Origin of the sequence: Aliarcobacter vitoriensis (assembly GCF_048320235.1) — a bacterium.
GTDB classification, from domain to species: domain Bacteria; phylum Campylobacterota; class Campylobacteria; order Campylobacterales; family Arcobacteraceae; genus Aliarcobacter; species Aliarcobacter vitoriensis.
Genome location: NZ_CP182882.1, coordinates 1,142,931 through 1,168,513 on the forward strand (window position 1 = coordinate 1,142,931; position 25,583 = coordinate 1,168,513).

Here is a 25,583-nt window from a genome sequence, read left to right on the forward strand (position 1 = left end):
TTTTTATAACAAATTAATTTGTTATACCATCTGAGATTGGTTGTTCAACTTTTACTTGAACAGTTTGATCCCCAACACTTCCACTATAAACATCAAATGTTTTATCACCTTCAGTTAAACTATTTTCAGATTTTGTCCAATCATTTTCACCTTTTAATGCAACCTTATCGAAAGCATCTCCAGAAATTTTGATAGTATTGTCATCTCCACTCATTTTTAAAACATCATCTAAAGTTAAACTTAGTTTATTTTCTTTTCCATTATCTAAATTTATCTCTTTGATATTTTTTAAATTTGATAAATCAATATCTCCACTAAATATATTAGTACCATCTTTAGTTGCAGTTGTTGTAATACTATCTGTAACTTCTCCATCTTTTACTTCAGTTGAAGTTGCACTTGCTTTGATACTATTTAAATCTTTATCTGAAAGATCTTTTTCGTTTGTTAAAGAAAGTTTTGCTTCACCATTTTCATCTACTTTTACAGTATAACTTCCATCATCATTTGCACTTATTTCTTTTCCATCTGCTCCAAATAATTTTGAATCTTTTGGAATATCTTTTATAGTAACATCAGATAATTGTTCACTTCCATCTGTATCTGTAAGTTTTGCATTTACTGTAATATCATATTTATATACTGTTGTTGTATCAACTTTTTCACCAAATGTTTTATCATCGAATGATATAGATTCAAAGTTCTTAATTTTTAATGCCCTATTTGTATCTTCAGTATGATTTTGCATAATATAGAACTCTTTTTGTGCAAACCCTTCCTTGTGTTCATTTACTTTCACAAAATTTTCAAAATTTATTATATACAATGGTTTCCCATTCACATATTTTGTATGACCTGCACTATCTTTAAATGGTTCTGTTAATCCATTGATTTTTTCATATGTGTATATTTTATAATCTGTTGAGTTTCCTTTTAGATATAAAGTATCAAATCCTTTTCCACCATCTATAGCTTCTTTATTACCCGCATTCCAATTTCTTGGCTCATATCTAAATCCATCATCTCCTTCTCCAAGGTCTACTTTTGCAAATTGATTATTAATTTCTCCATGAATTTGCACAAAATCATTTCCAGCACCAGTATTAATTTTAGAATCTTTATTATTAACATTTCCACCAATAATTATAGTATCATCTCCATCTTCAGAAGTTATAGTTCCACCATAATTACCTTTAATACTAACTACATTATTTCCGCTACCTAAACTAATATTTGTATTATCTGCTGAACCATCTATTACGAGTTTGTCAGAGCCATCTCCAAATTTAATTTCTCCATTATTTCCATTAGATATATTTTTTATATAAAGCTTGTTATCTCCTGCTCCTAAATCAATATCTGCTTTATTTATACTTTGGTTAATTCTAATTTCATCATCTCCAGAACCTGCTTTAATACTTCCACTCATTCCAGCATTAAAATGTGCTTCATTATTTCCATCACCAAGATCTAAATTTACACTTGATTGCTGTGAAAAATAAACCTTATCATCCCCTTTCCCAGTATTTACTATTTTGCTATTATTTAAATTATTATTAAATATTAAAGTATCTGAACTATCCTTAGCATCTTTATATTCTTTATCTCCTTTTATTTGAGTTCCAATTGAAGATTGCTCTGCATATTTGTATGTTTCAAAATCTAATTTTGTAATTTTTTCACTGCTTCCACTATTTCCATTGCCATTGCTTCCAGTTGAAGTTGAATTATCTGAACTTGGTGTGATATTTATACTTACAGTTGGTGCATCAGCAACTGCTTCAACATTTATAGTTGTTGTGTAATCTCCACTAAAGTTTCCTTTTCCATTACTTACACTAAATTTAAAGCTTCCATCTATATCAGAGTTTTCTTTTGGTACAAAGATTACATTCCCGTTATCTATTTGTGAAATATCTACGACACTTCCTGCTTTTATCTCAATAAATTTATCTTTTGTTGATTCTGAATATACAGCTTTATCATTCATAGAACCAGTATATTCAGTTTTTAAAATATATAGTTTTCCAGTTTCTTCTTTTGGTAATTCAGTAAATTTGATTTTTGCAACATTTTGGTTGTTATCCCCAAAGTCTGTAGATTTTAAAGTATATTGAGTATCTTCAAGTGTACTTATATTATCATTACTTGCTTTTGGCACTAAATGCCCTTCTATTGTTGTTGATGCCTTTGTATAATCAACTGCCTCAAAATTACCTTTTACATTTGAAACTTCAGCTTTTAAATCTACTGTTCCATCTGTTCTTACAGATACTATGGCTTTTCCATCTTTATCTAAATTTACCGTTTTTTCAAATACTATTGTTCCATTATTATCAACAATTTTTACATCTGCTGTCGGGAAAGTATTTTTAAAATCAAATTTTGATGGATCAGGTTTAACTGAAGTTTCTATATTAAATGCTACTTCGTTGCTCCCTACAATAGTTGTGCTATCACCATCAATTACTTCTTTATATTTAATAGAGTGTATTAAATAATCACTTCCTTTACCTTCTGCACTAAATACAGCTTTTGTAAATGTTACATCACCTGCTGGTTTAAATGTATAAACCAAATCAACTTTGTCTGTTCCACCTTGAGCTTGTACACTATCTTTAAGGCTTCCATTTTTATCATAATATTCAATAGTTGCCTGAGTATCACTTCCACCGCCTTTTACTACTGCATATCCTACTTTTTCATTTCCATTATAAAAATCTACTTTAGCTGCCTCACCATTGTGTCTCCAAGCAAATGCAACATCAAGTGTTTGAATAGGATTTTTAAACTCTACTTCTATACTTTCACTTAAATATTTTCCTGTTTTTGGATCTTTTACAACTCCAATTTCACTTGTATGTCCACTATATACTTTATCAGTTTGACCTAATTTACCTGAATTTGTTTCAGCTATACTTTCTACACCAAATCCTGATGGATTACCATGTGTAGAAATCTTTGCATCCTTACCATAAGGATCCTTTGCTTTAACAGTAAATCCTAAATTATTTATAAAATTATCTTTTGTAATCTCTTTTTCCGTTGTTTCAGCTGCTGTAATTGTTACTGTTATAGGGTCAATATCATCATTTATTGTAATAATTGCTGTCTTATTTGCTATATCTATATTTTCATTTGACGTAGATTGTATTGATATAGTTTCTGTTGTTGTACCCTGATAATATGCATCATCTACTCTTGATGTTTCAACATCAACATTTATGCTTATTTCTCCTTTTGGAATAATAACTTCTTGCCCATTACTTAATTTGATAGACAAATCTTCATTTTGTACTTTATCTATACTTATAGTAATTTGTCCAATTACTTTATCTCCAGTAGCTTCCCCTGTAATAGCCTCTGTTACAGTACTTCCAATCATTGAAATAATTGGAGCTTCTGTTGGAGCTTCTGTTGGAGCTTCTGTTGGAGCTTCTGTTGGAGCTTCTGTTGGAGCTTCTGTTGGAGCTTCTGTTGGAGCTTCTGTTGGAGCTTCTGTTGGAGCTTCTGTTGGAGCTTCTGTTGGAGCTTCTGTTGGAGCTTCTGTGGAGCTTCTGTTGGAGCTTCTGTTGGAGCTTCTGTTGGAGCTTCTGTTGGAGCTTCTGTTGGAGCTTCTGTTGGAGCTTCTGTTGGAGCTTCTGTTGGAGCTTCTGTTGGAGCTTCTGTTGGAGCTTCTGTTGGAGCTTCTGTTGGAGCTTCTGTTGGAGCTTCTGTTGGAGCTTCTGTTGGAGCTTCTGTTGGAGCTTCTGTTGGAGCTTCTGTTGGAGCTTCTGTTGGAGCTTCTGTTGGAGCTTCTGTTGGAGCTTCTGTTGGAGCTTCTGTTGGAGCTTCTGTTGGAGCTTCTGTTGGAGCTTCTGTTGGAGCTTCTGTTGGAGCTTCTGTTGGAGCTTCTGTTGGAGCTTCTGTTGGAGCTTCTGTTGGAGCTTCTGTTGGAGCTTCTGTTGGAGCTTCTGTTGGAGCTTCTGTTGGAGCTTCTGTTGGAGCTTCTGTTGGAGCTTCTGTTGGAGCTTCTGTTGGAGCTTCTGTTGGAGCTTCTGTTGGAGCTTCTGTTGGAGCTTCTGTTGGAGCTTCTGTTGGAGCTTCTGTTGGAGCTTCTGTTGGAGCTTCTGTTGGAGCTTCTGTTGGAGCTTCTGTTGGAGCTTCTGTTGGAGCTTCTGTTGGAGCTTCTGTTGGAGCTTCTGTTGGAGCTTCTGTTGGAGCTTCTGTTGGAGCTTCTGTTGGAGCTTCTGTTGGAGCTTCTGTTGGAGCTTCTGTTGGAGCTTCTGTTGGAGCTTCTGTTGGAGCTTCTGTTGGAGCTTCTGTTGGAGCTTCTGTTGGAGCTTCTGTTGGAGCTTCTGTTGGAGCTTCTGTTGGAGCTTCTGTTGGAGCTTCTGTTGGAGCTTCTGTTGGAGCTTCTGTTGGAGCTTCTGTTGGAGCTTCTGTTGGAGCTTCTGTTGGAGCTTCTGTTGGAGCTTCTGTTGGAGCTTCTGTTGGAGCTTCTGTTGGAGCTTCTGTTGGAGCTTCTGTTGGAGCTTCTGTTGGAGCTTCTGTTGGAGCTTCTGTTGGAGCTTCTGTTGGAGCTTCTGTTGGAGCTTCTGTTGGAGCTTCTGTTGGAGCTTCTGTTGGAGCTTCTGTTGGAGCTTCTGTTGGAGCTTCTGTTGGAGCTTCTGTTGGAGCTTCTGTTGGAGCTTCTGTTGGAGCTTCTGTTGGAGCTTCTGTTGGAGCTTCTGTTGGAGCTTCTGTTGGAGCTTCTGTTGGAGCTTCTGTTGGAGCTTCTGTTGGAGCTTCTGTTGGAGCTTCTGTTGGAGCTTCTGTTGGAGCTTCTGTTGGAGCTTCTGTTGGCTCTACACCAGGTGATGTTCCATTATCAGGAACAACAGGAGCTTCTCCTGTTACTGGTGTATTCAAAAGATCAGCAAGTAGTTCACTATTCTCAATTTCCTGAGCATTACCATCTAAAGGTTCTAATTCTCTAAGATTACTTATAACATCAGCAGAATCACCATCTCTTGAGCTAAATTTGCTTCTTAAAGCTCCACCATCTTGATTCTCTTCATTTCCAGCATTTGTAGCCTGTTCTGTTACATCTCCAGCAGCTGTTTCCATATCTTCAATATTTTCTTGTGCTGTATTCCAAGCACTCAAAGTTTCATTTACTACTTCAGCATCAAAAGTTAATTCTTCATCTCCAAAATTATTCTCAAACAAAGTTGAATCCAGATTCAATTCTCCTTGATTGAAAGTAATAACTTGATTATTATCAAATACAATTTCCAATTTTGATAAATCACTATTCGAATTTGAAGCAAAGATAATATCATTTTGATTTACTACATCGCCTACTTTTAATTCAACAAGATTCCCTAAAGCATCTTTAACATAAAACTTTCTATCTTGAATAGATTGAATTTTTCCTAAATTTGCCATTGTTTTCCCTTTTGTAAAAATATAATTGATTATATCAAATTTAAAAATTTTGTGTATCACCCATTGGGGTGATATTTTAGTTATTTTTTGTAAATTATTTTATTTATTTTGTAGTTATTTTTTTAAGTTCATTTGACCAAAGTATATAAGATTTTCCATTTAAATGTAAATCATCATAAGTAAATTCTTTTAAAAGAGTCTTATTTTTTGTAAAAATTGGATTCAAATCAATAAAAATTATTTGATTATTTTTAGCAAACTCTTGTAAATCTTTATTTAATTTTTCAATTTTTGGATTAAAGTTTTGTTTTCTACTTTCACCTATATATAAAGTAGATTGAATAACAATTTTTATATCTTTTTCTTGCAAATATTTTATAATTTTTTTGTAGTTTTCAAATACATATTCTGCACTTTTACCACGCATAATATCATTTACACCTATCATTATAAATACTTTTTTTACATTTGAACCAACGGTATTAAGTCTGTCTAAAACTCCATCCGTTGTATCTCCACTAATTCCTCTATTATGAACTTTAAATCCTAAAAGTTCACTCCATTCACCTTCATCTGTAATAGAATCTCCTAACATCATTGTCGTTATATCACTATTTTTATCCATTAAAACCTCAAATTGACTAACTTTGTGTTTATAATAAGGATCATTTTGTATTTTCCATTCTCCTGCGAATAATCCAACAACAAGTATCGAAGAAATCAATAATATTCTCATATATAACTCCTAATTTTTTGCAGAATTATATCAGATATATTATGAATAATTATTTTTAATCTTTACTTATATTTCTTTTGTAACTAAAATATATTATAATTTTATAATTTTTATAAGAAAGGGGACATTATGTCAAAAAAAAGTATAGGTTTACTGATACCTGTATTGGTCGCATTAGTTTTATGGTTTATTCCAGCACCTGAAGGCTTATCACAAGAAGCATGGAGATTTTTTGGAATATTTTTAGCTGTAATCATAGGGCTTATTATTGAACCTATTCCAGCAGCACTAATTGGTTTTGTTGGTATTTCAATTGTTGCTATATTGGGATTAATGGGGAACTCAGGGGATAGTATCAAGTGGGCTTTATCAGGATTTTCAAATACTACAATTTGGTTAATCTTTGCAGCATTTATGTTTGCAGAAGGTTATAAAAAAACTGGTCTTGGAAGAAGAATTTCACTACTTATGGTTAAATATATGGGAAAAAGCACTTTAGGATTGGGTTATGCTGTTGCATTTTCTGATTTAGTTTTAGCTCCTTTTATGCCATCAAATACTGCAAGAAGTGGTGGAACGATCTATCCTGTTGCTATTAATATACCTCAATTATTTGGATCATTACCTGATAATGAGCCAAGAAAAATAGGTTCTTATATATCTTGGGTTGCTATTGCTTCTACTTGTGTTACAAGTTCAATGTTCATAACAGCACTTGCACCAAATGTTTTAGCCGTTGGTTTAGTAGAAAAAAATAATATTTTTGTTGCATGGATTGAATGGGCAAAAATAATGCTACCACTGATGGTACCACTATTTTTATTAACTCCATGGCTTACATATGTAGTTTACCCTCCAACACAAAAGAAATCTCCAGAAGCTCCAGCTTGGGCTGCGGAAGAACTTAAAAAAATAGGTTCTGTAACATTTAAAGAGTTTTTAATGCTAGGTCTTGCAATTCTTGCTTTAGTTTTATGGATATTTGGTAAAGAGCTAGGAGTAAATGGTACAACAGCAGCAATTTGTGTTGTTTCAATTATGATTTTAACAAATATTATATCTTGGGATGATTTACTTTCAGATAAAGCAGCATTCAATGTATTTATCTGGTTTGCTACTTTAGTTGCATTAGCAGATGGATTGAAAAAAGTTGGTCTTATTCAATATTTAAATGATAATGTATCTAGTATATTTACTGATATGAGCTTAACTTCTGCTATGCTTATTTTGATAGTTTTATTTTATATATTGCACTATTTCTTTGCTAGTACAACAGCACATGTTACTGCTTTAGTTCCAGTATTTATTGCAGTTGCGGCACAAATTGTACCTAGTGAACAACTACTACCATTTACTATTTTATTATTAGGAAGTTTAGGAGTTATGGGGATTCTTACTCCTTATGGAACAGGACCTTCGCCAATCTGGTATGGTGCTGGTTATATAACTCAAGCAAGATGGTGGGGATTAGGTGCATTATTTGGTTTTATTTATCTAATTCCAATTATTATTGGGGTATTTATATTTCTTTAAAATTTAAAAGAGAGAAAACTCTCTTTTAAATCAGTGTTTGGTAAATCAAAGCAAGTGCCATAATAAATAAAAATCCTTTTATAACTTTATTGTAATTATCTTCTTTTATCTTATTTCTTAACTTTAATCCAATTACAATGCAAATTAGAACTATTAGTAAATTATATAAAGACAGTTCCAAAATCTCTTGCGTAAAAGAGCCATGATATGTAAAAAGTATAATTTGAATAATTTTTCCAAACATAAAACATAAATTTGAAGATTGAAATATCTCTCTTTTTGTGTGTTTTGACTCTAAAGAGTAGATTATTAAAACTAAAGCCATAACATTTGTCAATCCACCAATAATTCCTGCACTTAATCCAAAAATCACTGTTGATAATATTTTCTTTTTTTCAACCCAAGGCATAGAAAAAGATAATTTCTGGCTAAAAAGATAAAAAAGAATTGATATTGCTAAAAGAAGTTTAAATATTTCAGAGTTACTATAAATAAGTATTTGCGTACCTATAGCACTTCCTATCATTGCAAATATAGCTAAAAGATAAAATTTTTTTACTATTTGAAAAAAGTTCTTTTCAACAATTAACGCACTTATATTTAATAAAAGAGTTGGAATGGCAACATATATAACAGCTGTCTTCATATCAGTAACCATAGCTAAAACTGGGGTTGCAATCATAGGAAAACCAAACCCAATAGTTGCTTGAACTAAAGCAGAAAAAAATATAACAATAGAAGCAAAAATTAAAAATTCAGTAGTAAATTCAATAAAACAACTCCCTAAAAAAGGAGTTATTATACATCAATTTATCTAATTTTGAAAATTTCTATTTACTACTTCTAAAAAATCTTTTGGATTCTTATAACCAACTATTTTGGCACTTTTCACTTCATTCTTATCTTTATCCCAAAATATAATTGCAGGTGGTCCAACAACTCCAAATCTTTTCTGAATTGCTTTATCATAATTACTGTTTGCTGTAACATCAACTTTTAAAAGAGTAAATTGTTTAAGCTTTTCTATAACTTCGCTATCTTTAAAAGTAATTTCATCTAACTCTTTGCAAGATACACACCAAGAAGCCCAAAAATCTAACATTATTGGTTTAGAAGATTTTTTTATAGCATCTTCAAGTTCAGAAATATTTTTTATATATGTAAATTTTAATTCATCTTGTGCTGATAAAATGCTACTTGTAAATTTATCAAGCGGTTTTAATGGATTTGTAGCACCACTTACTGCTCCTACAAATAATATAACTCCAATTAAAGTTATAACTTTAGAAATAAGCTTTGAAATAATATGAGTATAAATTTTTAGATATATACCTGTTCCTAAAAACAATATAGCCCATAAATACATAGTTATAGTTGGATTTATAACTCTATCAAGAAGCCAAATAGCAACTCCTAGCATAATTATTCCAAATATTTTTGTTACACTCTCCATCCAACCACCTGGTTTTGGCATAAATTTACCAGCTCCAAGTCCAATTAATAAAAGTGGAACTCCCATACCTAAACTCATAAAAAATAGTGCCATTCCACCTAAAACTGCATCACCTGTTTGTCCTATATAAACCAAAGCTCCTGCAAGTGGTGGTGCTACACAAGGTCCAACAATAAGTGCTGATAAGAATCCCATAATGGCAATACCTAAAACACCTTGCTTTTCTTTTCCATCAGTTGTTTGATTTATTTTATTTTGTAGTGCTGTTGGCAATCTTAACTCAAAATATCCAAACATTGAAAAAGCCAATACAATAAAAATAGCTGAAAAAGATATTAAAACATAAGGATTTTGTAAACTAGCTTGTAAATTTGCTCCAAAGATTCCAGCAATAACTCCAGCAATTGTATAAGCTAAACTCATAGCAAGAACATAAATAAGTGACATAAAAAAGCCTTTTTTAGCACTCATAGTCTCATTTTGTGAAGCTTTAACTATAATTGATGAAAGAATAGGAATCATAGGGAAAACACAAGGAGTAAAAGACAATAAAAGACCAAATCCAAAAAAAGTTGCAATAACTATGATAGTACTTGAATTTTTAAAACTGTTTGCAATACCATCTGTTTCACTTATATTTTCATTTTGTGCTATTTCATTTTTTACTTCACTTTGAATTATAACTTCATCTTGTGCTGATGCTTCAAAGAAAATAACTTTTTTCTCACTCATAGGTGCATAACAAAGTCCAGCTTTTGAGCAACCTTGAAATTTAAACTCTATTTCATACTTATTTGAATCAATTTTTTCTTTTAGTAAGCTATATGGAATATTTAAATCTAAATTATCAAAATGAACTATAAAACCATCATATTCTACTGGTTTTGGAAGATTTAATTCTGGTAAAAGTTCTACCTTTTTTGGTTTTGAAATATTCACTTGTAGTTTATCATCATACAAATATATATCTTGTCCTAATTCTAGTTTGATATTCAAACTATCATTATTTTGTACAAATTTTACTTGAAATGCTTCTTCTGGTTCTAAAACTTTATTTCCCAATTCTGCAGAAAATGAGTATGCAAAAAAAGCTAAGAATATTAGAAATTTTTTCATTTTTTATCCTTATTTAAAATCTACTTTTGAACTTTCCAAAAGTTCTTCAGTAGTTTTAACTCCAACATATTTTTTGATTGGTTCTCCATTTTTAAAATATATCATTGTTGGAAGTTGTTTCACTCTATACATTTTTGCTAAAACTAAATCATTATCTATATTTACTTTAAAAATCTCAACATCATCAGGTTTTTGTACCTCAAAATCTTCTAAATTATTTGCTAAAATTTTACAAGGAGGACACCAAGGAGCATAAAAATCCACAATTACATTTTTACCTTTTATCTTTTCACTAAAATTACCTTCTGTTAGCTCTTCATAGGAAAATAAAGAAGTTATTGTAATTAAAGTTAATAAAAATATTTTTCTCATTTTTTTCCTTAATTTGTATTCTCCTGTATTATATTTAAGATTAGTAAACAATTTGTTTAAAATAATCTAAGAATATTTATATATTATAATTATTTCTTATCTATGCACCTATACTATCTTTTTTTATTTTCCTTTTTTGAGGATTTACAGGACAATTTGGTTTGATATTTTTTTCAACATAATCCATAATTTTTAAAGCTACATTTATACCTGTTGATTTTTCTATTCCCTCTAAACCTGGACTTGAATTTACTTCCATAACCAAAGGTCCTCTTTTTGAACTTATCATATCAACTCCACAAACACCAAGTCCCATAGCACGAGCTGCTGCTAATGCTGTTGATTTCTCTTTTCTGTTTAATTTATATATAGATGCATTTCCACCTTGATGAAGATTTGATCTAAAATCTCCTTCTGCTCCTTGTCTTTTCATAGCAGCAACAACTTCTCCATCCACAACAAAAACTCTGATATCACTACCATTTGCTTCTTCAATATACTCTTGAACAAGTAAATTTACATCCATTCCATAAAAAGCATCAAGTACAGATTTTGCAGCTTTTTTACTATCTACAAGTACAACTCCTACTCCTTGAGTTCCTTCTAAGATTTTTAATATCAATGGAGTTCCACCACTCAAAGCTATAACGTCTTTTGCATTTGATTTATTTGATGCAAAAACTGTTCGTGGTAAATCTACTCCATTTTTCGATAATACTTGCAAACTTCTAAGTTTATCTCTACTTCTTGTAAGTGCTAGATTTCCAGTTGTAGAAAAAACATCTTGCATCTCAAAGTGCCGTACCATCGCTGCACCAAAAAATGTTCTACTAGCTCCTATTCTTGGGATGATTGCATCTGGAACTTTTAAAACTTTACCTTCATAATTTACAACTAATTCATTTTTCATAATCTCTATAGTACATTTCAAATAATCTAAAACTCTAACTTCCCAACCTTTATTAAAAGCCTCTTCATATAATCTTTTTGTTGAATACAAATTTTCATTTCTTGATAAAATATATACTAACATTATTTATTCCTTAAATATTTTTACTTGCTAAATTTTCTTTTGAAACATCTACTAAAAACCTATTTGACAAAAATTTTCTTCCTATAAGCATTGGATATTTCATATCTTTTCTATTTGTCAAAGATACAACTGTTTTATATTTTTTACCATAAAAAAGGATTGAAACTTGAATAAAAACTCTTAATTGTGAAGCTCCATTTGAACTTTTTACAAGCTTTTGTTTATAAATTGGAAGTTTGATTTTTTTACCATGATAAGATGGATGAATTTTATCAAGCAGTTTAAAGTTTACAAAACCATCATCAAGAGAAATATCATCGCAATGTAGAGAATTTGAGTCAGCTCCCGTGTCTATTTTAGCATCTAGTCCAAAGAGTTCTAAATCCAAAATATCAACAAGTTCTTTTCGTCCTATAATTTTGAGTTGTGACATAATTACCCCTTTGAATTATGGATAATTATATCACAGAAAAGTAGTTTATTATTACTTTTTAGATGCTTTTGCTTCTTGCAAAGCTGAAATTAACTCATCTATATTTTCATATGGAATATGTGCTTTCCATTGTACATCTTCACCATTCAAAGCTATTCCAATACTTAATATATCGGCTGTATCTTTTCCATAAGGTTCAGTTACATTCGAAACTGTTATTTTACCTTTTTTTGTTCCTGCTAAATCGAACTCTTTTAACTTTGTAACTATTGTCATCTTAAATCTCCTTAAAAGTGATATACAAATTTTACACTAAATTGCTTTTTTTTAGATTAATCTATTCAAAAATAATTTGTGGTTTTCCCAAATAGTAACCTTGAAACTCATCTACATCTAACTCTATCAAAAGATTAAAAATCTCTTCACTATGTACAAATTCAGCAATAGTTTTTATATTCAAAGTTTTGCAAAAAGCTATGATTGATTTTACAATTTCATAAGAGTTTATATCTGCATCTATATTTTTAATTAAACTTCCATCTATCTTTATATAATCGGGTTTTATTCTAAGAATTCGTAAAAAGTTTGAATATCCACTTCCAAAATCATCAATAGCTATTTTAATGCCATGCTTTTTATACTTCATAACAAACTCTTCTAAGAAATCATAATCACTTAAGCTTTCACTTTCCAAAATCTCAAATATAATTCTACTTTTATCTTCAAAACTTAGCATTTGCATAATATCATCTAAATAATCTATAAAATCATAGTTAAGAATATCTTTAAAACTCAGATTTATACTTATTTGTTTGTCAGTTTTTAAAAGATTTTCAAAACTTTTTGAAACAATTATCTTTGATAATTCTAAATACTGTTTTGTTTTAAATGATATTCCCAAAAATTTATCTGGAGTTACAAAAATAGCTTCATTATTATCATTAATCTCTTCAATCCTCATAAGAGTTTCATATTTTATAACATTCTTATTTTTATCAGTTATTGCTTGATAAAAAGGTATTACTCTCTTTTCTTCAACAGCTTTTTTTATCTTTTCCCGCCAATACAAAGTTTGGATAATTAACTCTTTTGAATCTAGTTCATTGTTATAAACAAAATAACTTTGATTTAGTGATTTTGCTTTTTTTAAAGCCATTGCAGAAGTTATCAATGGTTCTTCTTGAAATAATGATATTCCCATAGTCATTGAAATAACAATATCTGATTTCAATTCATCTATATAAATCTTTTTATTTGAAAAAGTTTGATTTAGTTTTTCTATTAAAAGAAAAATTTCATCAAATGGCATATTATTAACATTTACAAGAGAAAAAATATCTCCACTCAATCTATATGCAGTTACATCATAACTTTTTTCAAACCCCTTTAGTATTTTTGCAACTTCAACTAAAACTAACTCTGCATTTATAAATCCATAAAGCTCATTCAAATCTTCAAATGAATCCAAATCAAGTAAAATAGTAACTACACTATCTTTATTTTTTATATAATCTTCTAAAGCTTTTCGATTTTTTAGATTTGTAAGTTCATCATTGTAGAGTCTATTCTCTACCTCTTTTTTTACATTTTCTACTACCTTTTTACAATTAGCTTTCGCATTTTTTATGCTTAATAAATATAGTAGAAATAAAATAACAGAAATTATTAATAGTAATAATTCTAAATCATTTATATGTTGCAATTTTCTGACCAAACTTAACATTTTGGCTTAAAAGATTCTCAAGTTCAACGAAATCTTTTTCCCAAACCATAACAACAGTTGATCCCATTTTAAAATACCCTAAACATTCACCTTTTGTAATTTCAATATTATCATAAGTGTACACTTTTATCTCTTTTGTATCCTTATTTGTTTCAACTTGTGGTTCAAAAGTAAATACCATCTGTCCAACATTTAAAGCCCCAACAAACACCATAAAGAAAATCTTTCCTTGGCTTTCACACTCTAAAATTACTCTTTCATTCTGAACAAAAAGTTCAAACTCTTTATTTAGATATTTTAAATTAACTGGATATAGTTTACCAGGAACATGAATAAGTTTTTTTAGTTTAAAATCTACTGGTGCATGGTATCTATGATAATCTTTTGGTGATAGATAAAAATTCATAAAATCTCCATCTAAAACTTTTTCAAAACTATCTGTACAATAATAAGTCAAAAGCTCTTCAACACTATACTCCATCCCTTTGATTTGTAAAGCTGTATCATTCTCTATTTTTCCACACTCAGTAATTAAACTATCTGTTGGTGATATAAATATATTTTTACTCTCATCAATTTGTCTATCAATTATAAACTCTCTTGTAAAAAGTTCATTTAAAGATTTGTAATGTTTTGCATTTTTAAACTCTGTCATATCCATTTTCATAAGCTTTGCATAACTTTTGTTTATTACTTTTTGTATAGGTTTTGAAAACTCTTTTTTTGCAAATTTTCCAAAATATTGAGATATAAGATTCGTTATGTGCATTGTATTCCTTTGTGAAGTTGTGATTGAATATTTTAACTTTTTTTTGCTAGACTTTTGCTTTTAAAAGGATATTTATGTTTAAAATAGTTGTTCAAGATAGATGTGGATGTTTTATAAAAAGTGATTTAGAAAATAATCTTGAATTTGATTCAAAAGATGATGCAATGCTTAAAGCCATAGAGATGAAAAATATTATGAATAGAACTTTTTGCAAAAAACACACTTTTGAACTTCAAGAAATGTTTAATAATCTGATCATAAAATTTTATAAAGAAGAGCAAAAAACTTATTGTTGTGGAAATGGTTGTTGTATGTAAATTAACTACATTTTAATATAATTTAGAAAATAAAGAGAGTAAAAACTCTCTTTATTATACTTTCTTAAAACTCCATTTTCATAGAAAATGCAACAGCTCTTGGATCACCTACTTCTGAAATACTATTCCAATAAACTTCATCAGTTAGATTTTGTACAGTTAGATTAAAAGTGGTTGGATATTTGTCCAATTTAGTTTTATATCTTAAACCTGCATCATAAAGTGTATAACTTGATAAAATATCTGTATTTGCTTCATCTGCATATCTCTTACCTGTATAATAAGCTCCTGCATTTATAGATAAACCATTTATATAAGGTATTTGATACTCAGCAAATAGTTTTGCCATTTTAGTAGCTGTATTTGTTGGTTTTTTGCCTTCAAGTTTTGGATCTGTTGCTTTTTCTAAACTTAAATCCATAAATGTTACACCTCCTATTAAAGTTAAACTATCAGTTACTTTTCCAGTGATTCCAACTTCAATACCTTGATGTATTTGCTCTCCATCTTGAGTTAATGTTGATTTTGGTGTTGTTGTATTGTCTATATACTGATTTGCTTTTTCTATTCTAAATAATGCACTTGTTAATAATAGTTTATCATCTAAAATACTATATTTTGTACCAATTTCATATTGTTTGCTAATATATGGGTCTAAAATTTCACCTGAATTTTTATATGTAGTACTAACAATAGTTCCAGCTTCTAAACTCTCAATATAAGTTGCATAAGTTGTTAAATCGTCAAAAGGTTTATATATAAGTGATAATGTTGGAGTTAATTCTGATTTATCATATTTTGTATTGTTAGAATAGCTTTTATTTATAGCTGTTGCATAGTTTACACCAAATAAAGCACTCCATTGTTCATTAAATACTATATCATCACCTATTAAAATATTTTTATATTGAGTTTTAGAATTTGGTTTAAGTGGTTGTTCTCCAATTGTATTATATCCAGTATAACTATATCCATCACCAAGCCAATCAGGTTCAGAAAGATTTTTAAAATCATTTAAACTATTATTTCCATTTGGTAATGTATAAAATATTCCTCCATCAGCATGAGTATATCTTTTACTTGAACTTAAAGAATAACCCATAGTCAATATATGATTTATACTTGCTGTATCAAATTTTGAGTCAATAAATAGATTTGCTCCATAGTTTTCTGTTTCTTGTTTAGCACCTTTCCAATATTCTGAAAAACTTGGTATTACTATACCTCCATTACCTACAAAAACACTAGAATCATCTGCTCTATGTTTTATTTTCTCATAAAAAGTATTTGTTCGTAAAGTAAAAATATCATTAATATCATATATGATATTATTTTCAACTCTATTTGATTTTATTTCGTTTTGTATCCAATCAGGACTATAACTTTTATTCTTTTTAATACTATCTCTATCTAAATTTGGCATCCATGATGTAAAATAAGAATATGCACCTTTTTCTAAACTATCTTTATATGAATATTTTAGATCAGTATAAAAATTATCTGTTGGTTTCCAATCAAAAACTAAACTAACGGTTTTTTGTTCTTTATTAGTTTCATTTGGAAGTTCACCATTTTGATATAAAGCATTTATTCTATATCCAAAAGTATTATTTTCATCGAACTGTCCACCTAAATCAATATGTCCATAATATGATTCATTTCCATAACTTCCAATAGTAATATTTCTTAAATCTTTTGTTGTTGGTTTTTTAGTGATATAGTTTACTGCTCCACCAACTCTTCCACCACCATATAAAAAGCCAGTTGCTCCACTGATAATTTCAACTCTCTCTATATCTTGCATCATTGGTGTACTTGAAATTCCACTAGAATATGAAATACCGTTTACTATTGGATTTCTTACATTAAAACCTCGAATATATGTAGATTGAACATCTCCTGTGTTTGTTGAATCTCCTTTGGTTTCTTGAGTAGTTGGATTCATTTTAAATATTTGATTCATATCTTTTGCTTGAACATTTTCGATTAAATCTTTTGAGATTATACTCATTGAGTATGGAGTATCTTGTAGTTTTCTTTCATTCCAAATACCAACACCTTTTGTTTCTTCTACAAGGTAGCCTGATTCTGCAGAACCATTTTTATAATTAGAACTAGAAACAGATATTTCATCTAAAACAGTAGTATTACCAAAGTTTTGATATTTTGGTTTTTCTATTATATATATTACACCATCTTCTTGAATAGCTTTAAGATTATGTTCTTCTAGTACACTATTTAAACTATCTAATACCGTACCCCCCCCCCGAAACTTAACTTTTCTGAATCTACTATTTTATTCTTCAAATCTTTTGATTTTGAAATATATGTTACATTATATTTCTTTACTATATTCTCTACTGCTTCTTGTAAACTTATCTCTTTTGCATTTGCAAAAGAACTACCTAACATCAATGATGTTACAACTGAAATGAAAACTTTGTTTTTCATCCTAAATCCTTTGTATTAATTTTGAGAATTTGTTTCTCTATATAGTAAGACGATTTAAATGAAAAAAATGGACAATTTTTGCAAAAGAATTTTGAAATTTGTTAGCTAGAGTTACCTTTGGTAACAAAAACCACTATTTGTAAATTAAAACTTTTTAATTGTTGTATTGTATTTTATAATTTATTTGTTTGATTTTGATATATCTAAATTTAGAAGTTTAAGTTTTAATTAATATTTTAGTGTAACTTTTAATTAAACATATTAGAAAAATTAAAGATTTTATATTATAAAGTAAGATTTGAATATGATTTAAAATAAGTGGTGCGGATGGAGAGACTCGAACTCTCACACCGTGAGGCACCAGATCCTAAGTCTGGCGTGTATACCAATTTCACCACATCCGCAAAGTGGTACTCCCAGTACGATTCGAACGTACGGCCTACGCCTTAGAAGGGCGTTGCTCTATCCAGCTGAGCTATGGAAGCATAGTAAAAATAAATGGGGTAGATAATGGGGCTCGAACCCACGACCCTCGGAACCACAACCCGATGCTCTAACCAACTGAGCTATACCTACCATGAAATAAATGGTCGGGGCGAGAGGATTCGAACCTCCGGCCCCCTGGTCCCAAACCAGGTGCGCTAACCAGACTGCGCTACGCCCCGAAAAACACCTTTTAATTACAAAAAGTGGACGGAATTATATTATATATTTTATCATTTGTCAATAGAAATCAAAGTAAATTTGTAATTTTCTTTAATTTCTATCAAAATTCTTAAAATTGAATCAATCCATCAAGTGGAGAACTAGCACTTGCGTAAGGCTTTTTAGCTATTCTTCCAGCTTTATATCCCATTCTTCCAGATATTACTGCATATTTCATAGCTTGAGCCATCATAATTGGATCTTGAGCACAAGCAATAGCAGTATTTGTCAAAACTCCATCTGCTCCAAGTTCCATACAAATAGCAGCATCACTTGCACAACCAACTCCAGCATCAACAATAACTGGAACATTTACTGCATCTTTTATAAAAGCAACATTATATCTATTTTGAACACCTAAACCACTTCCAATAGGAGCAGCTAAAGGCATAATAGCATCTGCTCCAGCATCTTCAAGTCTTTTAGCAACAATTAAATCATCACTTGTATATGCCATAACTGTAAAACCATCTTTTTTTAATATTTCACAAGCTTTGATAGTTTCAATTACATCTGGATATAAAGTTTTACTAAAATCTCCAATAATTTCAAGTTTTATCAAATCTATTCCCGTTGCTTCTCTCATCAATCTAAAAGTAGTAACAGCTTCATCTGAATTTTTACATCCCGCACTATTTGGTAAAAATTTGATATTTGTATCTTTGAAATAATCCAATAAGTTTTCTTCATTTGGATTTGTAATATTTACTCTTCTTATGGCAACAGTTATAAGTTCACTTCCACTTGCAAGTGTTGCTTCTCTTGTTGTGGCAAAATCTTTGTATTTTCCACTACCAACTATCAACCTACTATTTAATTCATATTTTCCAATTTTTAATATATCGCTCATATTGTATTTTCCTTTATAAATTTTAAATAATCTTCACTAATATTTGAAATATCTATCTCGATAATTTCTGGCACATCATAACTATGAAGTTCTAAGATTTTGCTTTTAATTTTAGAAAAATTTACTTTTTTTGTCTTTATATTTAAAAGTGTTTCATTCTGGCAACATAATTTATCTTCCCAATTATATATCGACTCTATTTCAAAAAGTTGAACACAAGCAACAAGTTTAGATTCTACCAAAGCTTTAGCTATATTTTTTGCTTCATCTTTTGAAGAACAAGTTGTTTGTATAACTACACAATTCATAATTTCTTTATCTCTTCTATTAATTCTTGAGGACTTAGCGAATAATTATTTTTTGAATAGTTATTTGAAGCCGTTGTATGAGCTAAACTTGCAGTTATACAAGCTTCTAATCTATCATATCCTTGTGCTAAAAGTGAAGCTATTAATCCACTTAAGACATCTCCACTTCCACCTTTACTTAAAACTGCTCTTCCAAAGTTATTTATAAATATTTCTTCATTTTGTGCGATTATTACATTTGCACCTTTTAGTAAAAGTACAACTTTTGGATATTTCTTACAAAACTTTTCTACATATAAAAATCTATTATTTTGTAATTCTTCAATAGAAACATCAGCAATATTTGTAAGTTTTAAAAGTGAGATAAACTCCTTTGGATGTGGAGTTAAAACTATCTTTTCATCTAAATATTTTAAAAGTAATTTTTCATAGAACAAATCAGCATCAATAACTTTTAAAATATCTGTTTTTAAAATCTTTTCAATTTCATCTTTTTCATACTCTCCCAATCCCATTCCAATTGAAATAGATGTACAATTTTTACTAATTTTTCTATCTTGCATAATATGATATGGTAAATCTAAATCTTCTTTTGATATTGCAGTTACTAATCCACAACCAAAAGCAAAAGCTGAATCGCAAGAGATAATTCCTGCACCAGTTTTTGAACCAATTATTATATTTGTATGTCCAAATGTTCCTTTATGAGAATTATTTTTATCGCGAAATGGAAGATTCATATCACTTAATTCAAGTAAAAATTTATTTGTTTGTATTTCATAAATTTCTCTTTGAATTCCTAAATTAGAAACTTGAATTTCTCCTATAAAATCTTTTACTACATCACTAAAAAGTGAAAGTTTCAAAGCTCCCATAGTTATAGTAACATCTGCTTTAAAAGCAATATTTTCTATTTGTCCTACATTATTAATTCCGCTTGGAATATCACAAGCAATTTTAAAAGAATTGAAACTATTTAGTTTTGAAATTAAAGTTTTACTATTTTCATCTAAAGATCTATTTAATCCCGTTCCAAATAAACAATCAATCAAAATATCTGCTTCAAAAAGATTTTCAGATATTGTGATATCTAAACTTTTTATTCTTTCATATTGAATTTTTGCCATAGAAGATTTTGGCTCATTTGCTAAGTATATTTTTATATCGAATTTTTTATATAAAAGCCTAGCTAATGCTAAACCATCTGCTCCATTATTTCCACTTCCACAAACAATTAAAATAGTACTATTTTTTTTAAAGTTATTTTCTATATAAGTATAAATAGAGAAAGCTGCATGTTCCATCAAAATATCTTCAGTTAAAAAAAACTTTTCATAAGATCTTTTATCTAAACTATTTACCTCATCAAATATTTTTTGCATGAGCCTTCTCCTATTAATTTTTAGTTTTTAAATTTCCATCCATTATCAACTAAAATTATTCTGATTTTATCTTTTAAATCACCTTGTATTTCTATGCTCTCATCTTTTATCGAACCACCACATGCAAGTTGAGTTTTAAGCAATTTTAAAATCTCTTTTCTCTTTTCATCTTCAATTTGAAATTTTCCAATTGTTGTAACTGGTTTTCCATTTCTCTTTTCAAAACCAAAAACTAATTGGTGTTGATTTTTTGGTAAAAGAGTTTTTTCATCCTTTTTAGGCTTTTTTTTATCTTCTTTTTTTGTATCAAAATGTTCACCATCAAGTTTTGCACCAAGCCCTAAAGCCAATTTACTTGCTAAACTCATCTATATCTCCTTTACTCTCGTTTTTATATCTATTTCGTTTACTTTTACAAAATCTTTTATTTTATATTGTTCAACTGCAACTCTTCCTATCATAGCTGCATTGTCTGAACAATATTTTAATTCGCTTAAATATAATTTTACACCAAAATCAAAACAAAGTTTTTCAATTTGGCTTCTTAAATATATATTCGCACTTGCTCCTCCAACTATTGCAAAATTTTTAGGAGCTTTTTGTTTAAAAAGTTTTTTTAATTTTTGCAAGATATGAGCTGAAGCAGTTTTTTGAAAACTTGCACAAATATCATATTTATCTTGCTCTTCTAAATTGGTGCGTTCTAAATCCTCAACTTTCAATCTAACTGCATTTTTAAGTCCAGAATAACTAAACTCTATTTTTGGACTTTGAGAAAGTGGAACTGGTAAATCAAACCTGTTACTATCTCCTTTTTGTGCATATTTTTCTACTATTGGACCACCAGGGTATCCGAGACTTAGCATTTTAGAAACTTTATCAAAGCTCTCTCCAAAACTATCATCTATCGTAGTTGCTAATACTTTCATATCATTTAAACTATTTGCCTGAATTATTTGTGTGTGTCCACCAGATACAAGTAAAACAGTTATTGGCAATATTTCCTTTTTTTCAATAAAAAGAGAATAAATATGCCCTTTTAGATGATTTACAGCAATAAGTGGAAGATTCAAAGAGATACTCAATGCTTTTGCCATAGCTACACCTTCAGTTAAAGTTACACTAAGTCCTGGTGAATTCGTAACAGCAATAGCTTTTAATTGTGAAAAATATTCTTTACACTCTTCCAAAATTTTAGGCAATGCTTCAATATGTAATCTAGCTGCAAGTTCTGGAACAACTCCACCATAGATGCTATGTTGTAGTTCTTGAGATATTTTTTTATGAAAAATCAGTTCTAAAGTATCTATTTTTGTAATAGAAATAGAGCTATCATCACATGAACTCTCAATCGCTAGTATCATATATTATCCTTGTTTTTCACAAACTTCTTCTCTTTTTATCCAATCAAGAGCACAATCAAGTTTTCCAAATCCAGCACTTGGATTTATATGTCCAGCATTTTCCATAATTTTCATACCAATATTTAGTTTACTTTGCAAAGATATTGCCTCTTCCAAACTCATATATGGATCATTTGTAGAACAAGCCATTATAATCTCTTTTGCTCTTAAATTTTTTGACTCAGGATAAGGAAAAAATGTTTTTGCCTCTTTTAATTCTTCATTTCTTACAGGAGCAACTAACATAAGTTTATCAAGTTCTATATCAAGTTCATCGCAAATATGAAACCATAAAATATTTGCTAAAGAGTGACAAACAATAATATCTGGTTTAAAATGATCTAGCTCTTTTTTTACAAAAGTTTTCCACTCTTGTAAATTAGGACTATTTTTATTTGGAAGTTCAGGAAAAGATACTATATAGTTCTCTTTAATTAAATCTGAAGCTAAATGGCTTTGCCAATGTGGATATGCACTTCCACTAAGTCCATGAAGAATTAATACTCTTTTACTCATATTTTATTCCTTACAAATAATATCAAACTTTCCTCTTTTAAGTCTATCTTCTATACTATTATCAATTATTTCTATACTTATTTTGTAATCTTCTTTAAAAACTAATCCTACAAAATCTTTATGCGGTTTTGTTTCATTTGAAGTTGGATTTTGTTCTTTCCACTCTTCAAATTTTTTCTCATACAAATTCAACATATCTTTTTCAAATTTTGTTCTAGTATAAATTAAATATATAACTAGTAATATTAAAATTCCAAAAGGTATAAGTAAATCAAGCCCCACAATAATTTCTCACTTCTTTATCTATTTGAAAAATATCATCTATTGAATTTGCTTTTATATTGTAAAATTTTTCTAAAGCTTTTATTGTTATTTTTGAAATATCTAAAAACCCTATTTTTCCATTTAAAAATTTTTCAACTGCAACTTCATTTGAAGCATTTAAAATAACTCCTAAATCAAGATTATTCAATATCTCATTTTTATATTCCCAAATGGGATATCTTTCTTGTTCAATTTTTTGAAACTCAAAAGAACCAACTTCTACTAAATCAACTGGTTTTAAAATCTCCTCATCAACTTTTCCTAAAATTGCATAAGCTATTGGAAGTTGCATAGAAGCATTAGCTATATGAGCTGTTGTACTTCCATCTTTAAAATTTACCAAAGCATGAATAAGTGATTTTCTTTCAATTATTGCATCAATCTTATTTGTATTAAAAAGCCATGCTGCTTCTATCAACTCAAATATTTTATTTGTCATTGTTGCACTATCTATTGTTATTTTGTTTCCCATTTTCCAATTTGGATGATTCAAAGCCTCTTTGATAGAAACATTTTTTAAATTTTCTAGTGGATAATCTCTAAAAGAACCACCACTTGCAGTTATTGTCATAGATTCTATTTTTTTATCTTGTAATAAATACCAAAGCCCAAAATGTTCACTATCTATCGGACTTAACTTTTCTTGATTTATAAATTTTCCAGCAACAACTAAAGACTCTTTATTTGCTAAAGCTACTTTTTTACCACATTCTATTGCTTTTAAAGTTGGTTTAAGACCTAAAAATCCAACCAAAGCATTTACAACAGTTTGGGATGAACTGTTTTCAATAGCTTCCAAAATTGCTTTTTCTCCAAAAGTTACATTTGTGTGATTTACAAATTTTATATCACTTTCAAAACCAACTACAACTTTTTTTGGATTGAACTCTTTTATTTGTTGGTTTAGTAGCTCTATATTTTTTCCAGCTACTAAAACTTCAACATTGAGATTGTATTTTTTTGCTATTGCTAAAGTATTAACTCCTATAGAGCCTGTACTTCCAAGCAATATCAAATAATTATCCTTAATAACACAAGCATAACTATGGCCCCAAATAAATATCCATCAACTCTATCTAAGACTCCACCATGACCTGGTAAGATACTTCCACTATCTTTCACTCCAGCTTCTCTTTTTAAATAACTTTCATACAAATCACCAAAAACTGATGATAAAGAAACAATAGCAGAAACTATAATAGCGCCTAGAATTCCTATATCATTTATAGAAGTTAATGTTCCTAAAATAACTGCAAGCACCATACCACCGATAACACCTTCTAAAGTTTTATTTGGACTTGTTTCACAAAATTGAGTTTTACCAAAAGCTTTTCCTGCAAAATATGCTCCTGTATCAGTAGCAGCAACTATCATTAAAAGCCAAAATAGTACCATAACTCCAAATTCGCTATAAAGTGCCATTAAAAATACAAACGAAGCTGTCGGATAAAACAATGGTAAAAACATTTTTTTATCAAGCTTTCTTTTATATGCAAGTTGAGAGGCATATCCTAAAGCAACGATAAATATAAGATCAACAGGCATTGGATAAAAATATACAGCTATCCAAAGTAAAGCAACATAAATGTATATGCTATTTCCTTCTAACTTATACAAATCTTTTGCTTCAGAGATTGCTACCATAAGCACAATTCCAAATACTAACCAAAATAGAAAATATGAATCTATATAACCTATCAATAACATTACTATTATCAAAACAATCCCTGTTTTAACTCTTGTTGATAATCCACCCAAAATTTCTAGCATATCTAATAAACCTTAAATTGAAAATTATGTTATTCTACTAAAAATTGGCTTTTAATTATATTTATTGATAATTTTTATTTGTTGAGTAATAAGGTAAGACTCAAAATACAATATTTCGAGTCTTATAATTTTAAAATAATCCAGAAATTTGATTTGAAATTTGTTGTTCTAAAATTGGAGTAGCTTCTTCTAAAGTTAATTTCATTTTTGTAGCTTCTGCAAACATCATTGTTTTGTGTTCTATATAGTCAGCTTCAAAACTTTGTGTTTGTGCATTTGCCATATTTGAATTTAACTTTCCAGTTGAATTTGCATCTTTTACACTTCCACCAAAACTATTCATAAATCCTGCTTTTTTACTATCATTTACACTAGATTGTCCAGCAACATTTGAATTTGAAGCATAAACAGGACCTTTAGCCTTTTCTCTTATAACAATATCAACTTGCATTTGAAAAATTGTATCTTCAGTTGCTTTTGCTATTAATCCTCCAATCAAAGCAGCTCCTAAACCAGCAGCTATTGAACCACCAGCTCCACCATGATTATATCCAGCAACTCCAGCTCCAACTGCTCCAGCTCCTAAAGCTCCTGCTCCTGCATTGTTTTCTTGTTTCTTATCACAATATAAAACATTTGTTAATAAAACATATGTTGCAGCATCTGGATCATCTACAACTTTGTACCCTTTAGCTTGAAGTTCAGATATTATTGTGCTTTCAAGATTTATTTTTTGCCCACTTGTATTTCTTGTAGAAACAAATACAGTTTTTAACTCTTTTTTTACTGGATTTATAAAAACACTTTGTGTCATTTTAGCATTAGTTTGCAATTCAGTTGTAGCACAACCACTAAAAAATAGAGTTGCTACAGCAACACTCAAACCTAAACTCTTAAATTTGTTCATAATAAAAAGTCTCCTAAATGAAAATTTGATTTTGATTCTACAATTTAAATCCTAAATTATATTTGAAATCATT

The 25,583-nt window shown here is 29.5% G+C and carries 25 protein-coding genes and 4 tRNA genes; 2 read left to right on the plus strand and 27 right to left on the minus strand.

The window, feature by feature from the left end; translation table 11 throughout:
- Positions 1–13 precede the first annotated feature (13 nt).
- From ACNSOS_RS05740 to ACNSOS_RS05750, 3 genes are all read right to left on the minus strand, one after another.
- The gene (locus tag ACNSOS_RS05740) at positions 14–3,385 is read right to left on the minus strand and encodes a hypothetical protein (RefSeq protein ID WP_418186274.1); all 3,372 of its coding nucleotides are present in this window, start codon (positions 3,383–3,385) and stop codon (positions 14–16) included.
- Positions 3,382–5,409 carry a hypothetical protein gene (locus ACNSOS_RS05745; RefSeq protein ID WP_418186275.1) on the minus strand — a complete coding sequence of 676 codons (2,028 nt, stop codon included), beginning with the start codon at positions 5,407–5,409 and terminating at the stop codon, positions 3,382–3,384. The genes ACNSOS_RS05740 and ACNSOS_RS05745 overlap by 4 nt, the downstream gene beginning before the upstream one ends.
- A 103-nt stretch (positions 5,410–5,512) precedes the next feature.
- Positions 5,513–6,145: a GDSL-type esterase/lipase family protein gene (locus tag ACNSOS_RS05750; RefSeq protein ID WP_418186276.1), complete on the minus strand. Its 633-nt coding sequence runs from the start codon at positions 6,143–6,145 to the stop codon at positions 5,513–5,515.
- A gap of 129 nt (positions 6,146–6,274) precedes the next feature.
- On the opposite strand from ACNSOS_RS05750, the gene ACNSOS_RS05755 reads away from it, so the two are divergent.
- Entirely contained in the window at positions 6,275–7,678 is a 1,404-nt protein-coding gene (locus tag ACNSOS_RS05755; protein WP_418186277.1) for an anion permease, read from the plus strand.
- A 25-nt stretch (positions 7,679–7,703) separates the two neighbouring features.
- Here ACNSOS_RS05755 and ACNSOS_RS05760 read toward each other — a convergent pair whose 3' ends face one another.
- From ACNSOS_RS05760 to ACNSOS_RS05795, 8 genes are all read right to left on the minus strand, one after another.
- The gene (locus ACNSOS_RS05760) at positions 7,704–8,360 is read right to left on the minus strand and encodes a TSUP family transporter (protein WP_418186278.1); all 657 of its coding nucleotides are present in this window, start codon (positions 8,358–8,360) and stop codon (positions 7,704–7,706) included.
- 132 nt (positions 8,361–8,492) lie between these two features.
- Positions 8,493–10,247, minus strand: a complete 1,755-nt coding sequence (gene dsbD / locus ACNSOS_RS05765) for a protein-disulfide reductase DsbD (RefSeq protein ID WP_418186279.1) — start codon at positions 10,245–10,247, stop codon at positions 8,493–8,495.
- A gap of 9 nt (positions 10,248–10,256) precedes the next feature.
- Positions 10,257–10,619 carry a thioredoxin family protein gene (locus tag ACNSOS_RS05770; RefSeq protein WP_418186280.1) on the minus strand — a complete coding sequence of 121 codons (363 nt, stop codon included), beginning with the start codon at positions 10,617–10,619 and terminating at the stop codon, positions 10,257–10,259.
- A gap of 100 nt (positions 10,620–10,719) precedes the next feature.
- A complete protein-coding gene (rimK, locus tag ACNSOS_RS05775; protein ID WP_113895405.1) occupies positions 10,720–11,652 on the minus strand; it encodes a 30S ribosomal protein S6--L-glutamate ligase in 933 nt (310 codons plus the stop codon).
- A 10-nt stretch (positions 11,653–11,662) separates the two neighbouring features.
- A complete protein-coding gene (locus ACNSOS_RS05780; protein ID WP_113909999.1) occupies positions 11,663–12,085 on the minus strand; it encodes an ATP-dependent zinc protease in 423 nt (140 codons plus the stop codon).
- 51 nt (positions 12,086–12,136) lie between these two features.
- Entirely contained in the window at positions 12,137–12,361 is a 225-nt protein-coding gene (locus ACNSOS_RS05785) for a hypothetical protein (RefSeq protein ID WP_113895407.1), read from the minus strand.
- A gap of 61 nt (positions 12,362–12,422) precedes the next feature.
- Entirely contained in the window at positions 12,423–13,787 is a 1,365-nt protein-coding gene (locus ACNSOS_RS05790) for an EAL domain-containing protein (RefSeq protein WP_418186281.1), read from the minus strand.
- Positions 13,771–14,577 carry a phosphatidylserine decarboxylase gene (locus ACNSOS_RS05795; protein ID WP_418186282.1) on the minus strand — a complete coding sequence of 269 codons (807 nt, stop codon included), beginning with the start codon at positions 14,575–14,577 and terminating at the stop codon, positions 13,771–13,773. Before ACNSOS_RS05795 ends, ACNSOS_RS05790 begins: the two co-directional genes overlap by 17 nt.
- A 74-nt stretch (positions 14,578–14,651) precedes the next feature.
- Here ACNSOS_RS05795 and ACNSOS_RS05800 point away from each other — a divergent pair, with 74 nt between their 5' ends.
- Positions 14,652–14,894 carry a hypothetical protein gene (locus ACNSOS_RS05800; protein WP_113895410.1) on the plus strand — a complete coding sequence of 81 codons (243 nt, stop codon included), beginning with the start codon at positions 14,652–14,654 and terminating at the stop codon, positions 14,892–14,894.
- A 64-nt stretch (positions 14,895–14,958) separates the two neighbouring features.
- On the opposite strand, the gene ACNSOS_RS05805 is transcribed toward ACNSOS_RS05800, so the two are convergent.
- From ACNSOS_RS05805 to ACNSOS_RS05880, 16 genes are all read right to left on the minus strand, one after another.
- The gene (locus tag ACNSOS_RS05805; protein ID WP_418186283.1) at positions 14,959–16,905 is read right to left on the minus strand and encodes a TonB-dependent receptor; all 1,947 of its coding nucleotides are present in this window, start codon (positions 16,903–16,905) and stop codon (positions 14,959–14,961) included.
- A 236-nt stretch (positions 16,906–17,141) separates the two neighbouring features.
- Positions 17,142–17,345 carry a hypothetical protein gene (locus ACNSOS_RS05810; protein WP_418186284.1) on the minus strand — a complete coding sequence of 68 codons (204 nt, stop codon included), beginning with the start codon at positions 17,343–17,345 and terminating at the stop codon, positions 17,142–17,144.
- A 319-nt stretch (positions 17,346–17,664) separates the two neighbouring features.
- Positions 17,665–17,749 (minus strand) — tRNA-Leu (locus ACNSOS_RS05815).
- Positions 17,750–17,753: 4 nt separating this feature from the next.
- Positions 17,754–17,830: transfer RNA gene (locus ACNSOS_RS05820), tRNA-Arg, on the minus strand.
- Between the two features lie 14 nt (positions 17,831–17,844).
- Positions 17,845–17,921: transfer RNA gene (locus tag ACNSOS_RS05825), tRNA-His, on the minus strand.
- Positions 17,922–17,932: 11 nt separating this feature from the next.
- Positions 17,933–18,010, minus strand: a tRNA-Pro gene (locus ACNSOS_RS05830).
- A gap of 110 nt (positions 18,011–18,120) precedes the next feature.
- Positions 18,121–18,900 (minus strand): thiazole synthase, encoded by a 780-nt coding sequence (locus ACNSOS_RS05835; protein ID WP_418186285.1) that lies wholly within the window; start codon positions 18,898–18,900, stop codon positions 18,121–18,123.
- Complete coding sequence (cutA, locus tag ACNSOS_RS05840) at positions 18,897–19,208, minus strand: divalent-cation tolerance protein CutA (protein WP_113909993.1); 312 nt, start codon at positions 19,206–19,208, stop codon at positions 18,897–18,899. Before cutA ends, ACNSOS_RS05835 begins: the two co-directional genes overlap by 4 nt.
- Positions 19,205–20,590, minus strand: a complete 1,386-nt coding sequence (locus ACNSOS_RS05845; protein ID WP_418186286.1) for an NAD(P)H-hydrate dehydratase — start codon at positions 20,588–20,590, stop codon at positions 19,205–19,207. The genes cutA and ACNSOS_RS05845 overlap by 4 nt, the downstream gene beginning before the upstream one ends.
- A gap of 20 nt (positions 20,591–20,610) precedes the next feature.
- On the minus strand, positions 20,611–20,958 hold the full coding sequence (locus ACNSOS_RS05850) for a translation initiation factor SUI1 (protein ID WP_418186287.1): 348 nt from the start codon (positions 20,956–20,958) through the stop codon (positions 20,611–20,613).
- Positions 20,959–21,954, minus strand: coding sequence for a tRNA (adenosine(37)-N6)-threonylcarbamoyltransferase complex transferase subunit TsaD (gene tsaD, locus ACNSOS_RS05855; protein WP_418186288.1), 996 nt, complete (start codon positions 21,952–21,954; stop codon positions 20,959–20,961).
- 3 nt (positions 21,955–21,957) lie between these two features.
- Positions 21,958–22,509, minus strand: coding sequence for an RBBP9/YdeN family alpha/beta hydrolase (locus ACNSOS_RS05860; RefSeq protein ID WP_418186289.1), 552 nt, complete (start codon positions 22,507–22,509; stop codon positions 21,958–21,960).
- Positions 22,510–22,512: 3 nt separating this feature from the next.
- Positions 22,513–22,791 carry a hypothetical protein gene (locus tag ACNSOS_RS05865; protein ID WP_418186290.1) on the minus strand — a complete coding sequence of 93 codons (279 nt, stop codon included), beginning with the start codon at positions 22,789–22,791 and terminating at the stop codon, positions 22,513–22,515.
- A complete protein-coding gene (gene dxr / locus ACNSOS_RS05870) occupies positions 22,781–23,848 on the minus strand; it encodes a 1-deoxy-D-xylulose-5-phosphate reductoisomerase (RefSeq protein ID WP_418186291.1) in 1,068 nt (355 codons plus the stop codon). The genes ACNSOS_RS05865 and dxr overlap by 11 nt, the downstream gene beginning before the upstream one ends.
- Positions 23,845–24,603 (minus strand): phosphatidate cytidylyltransferase, encoded by a 759-nt coding sequence (locus tag ACNSOS_RS05875; protein WP_418186292.1) that lies wholly within the window; start codon positions 24,601–24,603, stop codon positions 23,845–23,847. Before ACNSOS_RS05875 ends, dxr begins: the two co-directional genes overlap by 4 nt.
- Positions 24,604–24,733: 130 nt before the next feature.
- Positions 24,734–25,510: a complement resistance protein TraT gene (locus ACNSOS_RS05880; RefSeq protein ID WP_418186293.1), complete on the minus strand. Its 777-nt coding sequence runs from the start codon at positions 25,508–25,510 to the stop codon at positions 24,734–24,736.
- Positions 25,511–25,583 lie beyond the last annotated feature (73 nt).

What these genes read in the sequence shown, in the direction of transcription:
- tsaD (WP_418186288.1), bottom strand. Translation starts at nt 21,954, where the DNA reads ATGATACTAGCGATTGAGAGTTCATGTGATGATAGCTCTATTTCTATT.
- ACNSOS_RS05850 (WP_418186287.1), bottom strand. Translation starts at nt 20,958, where the DNA reads ATGAGTTTAGCAAGTAAATTGGCTTTAGGGCTTGGTGCAAAACTTGAT.
- ACNSOS_RS05785 (WP_113895407.1), bottom strand. Translation starts at nt 12,361, where the DNA reads ATGACAATAGTTACAAAGTTAAAAGAGTTCGATTTAGCAGGAACAAAA.
- ACNSOS_RS05760 (WP_418186278.1), bottom strand. Translation starts at nt 8,360, where the DNA reads ATGATTGCAACCCCAGTTTTAGCTATGGTTACTGATATGAAGACAGCT.
- ACNSOS_RS05750 (WP_418186276.1), bottom strand. Translation starts at nt 6,145, where the DNA reads ATGAGAATATTATTGATTTCTTCGATACTTGTTGTTGGATTATTCGCA.
- ACNSOS_RS05845 (WP_418186286.1), bottom strand. Translation starts at nt 20,590, where the DNA reads ATGCAAAAAATATTTGATGAGGTAAATAGTTTAGATAAAAGATCTTAT.
- ACNSOS_RS05780 (WP_113909999.1), bottom strand. Translation starts at nt 12,085, where the DNA reads ATGTCACAACTCAAAATTATAGGACGAAAAGAACTTGTTGATATTTTG.
- rimK (WP_113895405.1), bottom strand. Translation starts at nt 11,652, where the DNA reads ATGTTAGTATATATTTTATCAAGAAATGAAAATTTGTATTCAACAAAA.
- ACNSOS_RS05810 (WP_418186284.1), bottom strand. Translation starts at nt 17,345, where the DNA reads ATGAAAAACAAAGTTTTCATTTCAGTTGTAACATCATTGATGTTAGGT.
- dsbD (WP_418186279.1), bottom strand. Translation starts at nt 10,247, where the DNA reads ATGAAAAAATTTCTAATATTCTTAGCTTTTTTTGCATACTCATTTTCT.
- ACNSOS_RS05805 (WP_418186283.1), bottom strand. Translation starts at nt 16,905, where the DNA reads ATGAGTATAATCTCAAAAGATTTAATCGAAAATGTTCAAGCAAAAGAT.
- ACNSOS_RS05795 (WP_418186282.1), bottom strand. Translation starts at nt 14,577, where the DNA reads ATGCACATAACGAATCTTATATCTCAATATTTTGGAAAATTTGCAAAA.
- ACNSOS_RS05860 (WP_418186289.1), bottom strand. Translation starts at nt 22,509, where the DNA reads ATGAGTAAAAGAGTATTAATTCTTCATGGACTTAGTGGAAGTGCATAT.
- ACNSOS_RS05745 (WP_418186275.1), bottom strand. Translation starts at nt 5,409, where the DNA reads ATGGCAAATTTAGGAAAAATTCAATCTATTCAAGATAGAAAGTTTTAT.
- ACNSOS_RS05835 (WP_418186285.1), bottom strand. Translation starts at nt 18,900, where the DNA reads ATGAGCGATATATTAAAAATTGGAAAATATGAATTAAATAGTAGGTTG.
- ACNSOS_RS05875 (WP_418186292.1), bottom strand. Translation starts at nt 24,603, where the DNA reads ATGCTAGAAATTTTGGGTGGATTATCAACAAGAGTTAAAACAGGGATT.
- cutA (WP_113909993.1), bottom strand. Translation starts at nt 19,208, where the DNA reads ATGAATTGTGTAGTTATACAAACAACTTGTTCTTCAAAAGATGAAGCA.
- ACNSOS_RS05880 (WP_418186293.1), bottom strand. Translation starts at nt 25,510, where the DNA reads ATGAACAAATTTAAGAGTTTAGGTTTGAGTGTTGCTGTAGCAACTCTA.
- ACNSOS_RS05770 (WP_418186280.1), bottom strand. Translation starts at nt 10,619, where the DNA reads ATGAGAAAAATATTTTTATTAACTTTAATTACAATAACTTCTTTATTT.
- ACNSOS_RS05800 (WP_113895410.1), top strand. Translation starts at nt 14,652, where the DNA reads ATGTTTAAAATAGTTGTTCAAGATAGATGTGGATGTTTTATAAAAAGT.
- ACNSOS_RS05740 (WP_418186274.1), bottom strand. Translation starts at nt 3,385, where the DNA reads ATGATTGGAAGTACTGTAACAGAGGCTATTACAGGGGAAGCTACTGGA.
- ACNSOS_RS05755 (WP_418186277.1), top strand. Translation starts at nt 6,275, where the DNA reads ATGTCAAAAAAAAGTATAGGTTTACTGATACCTGTATTGGTCGCATTA.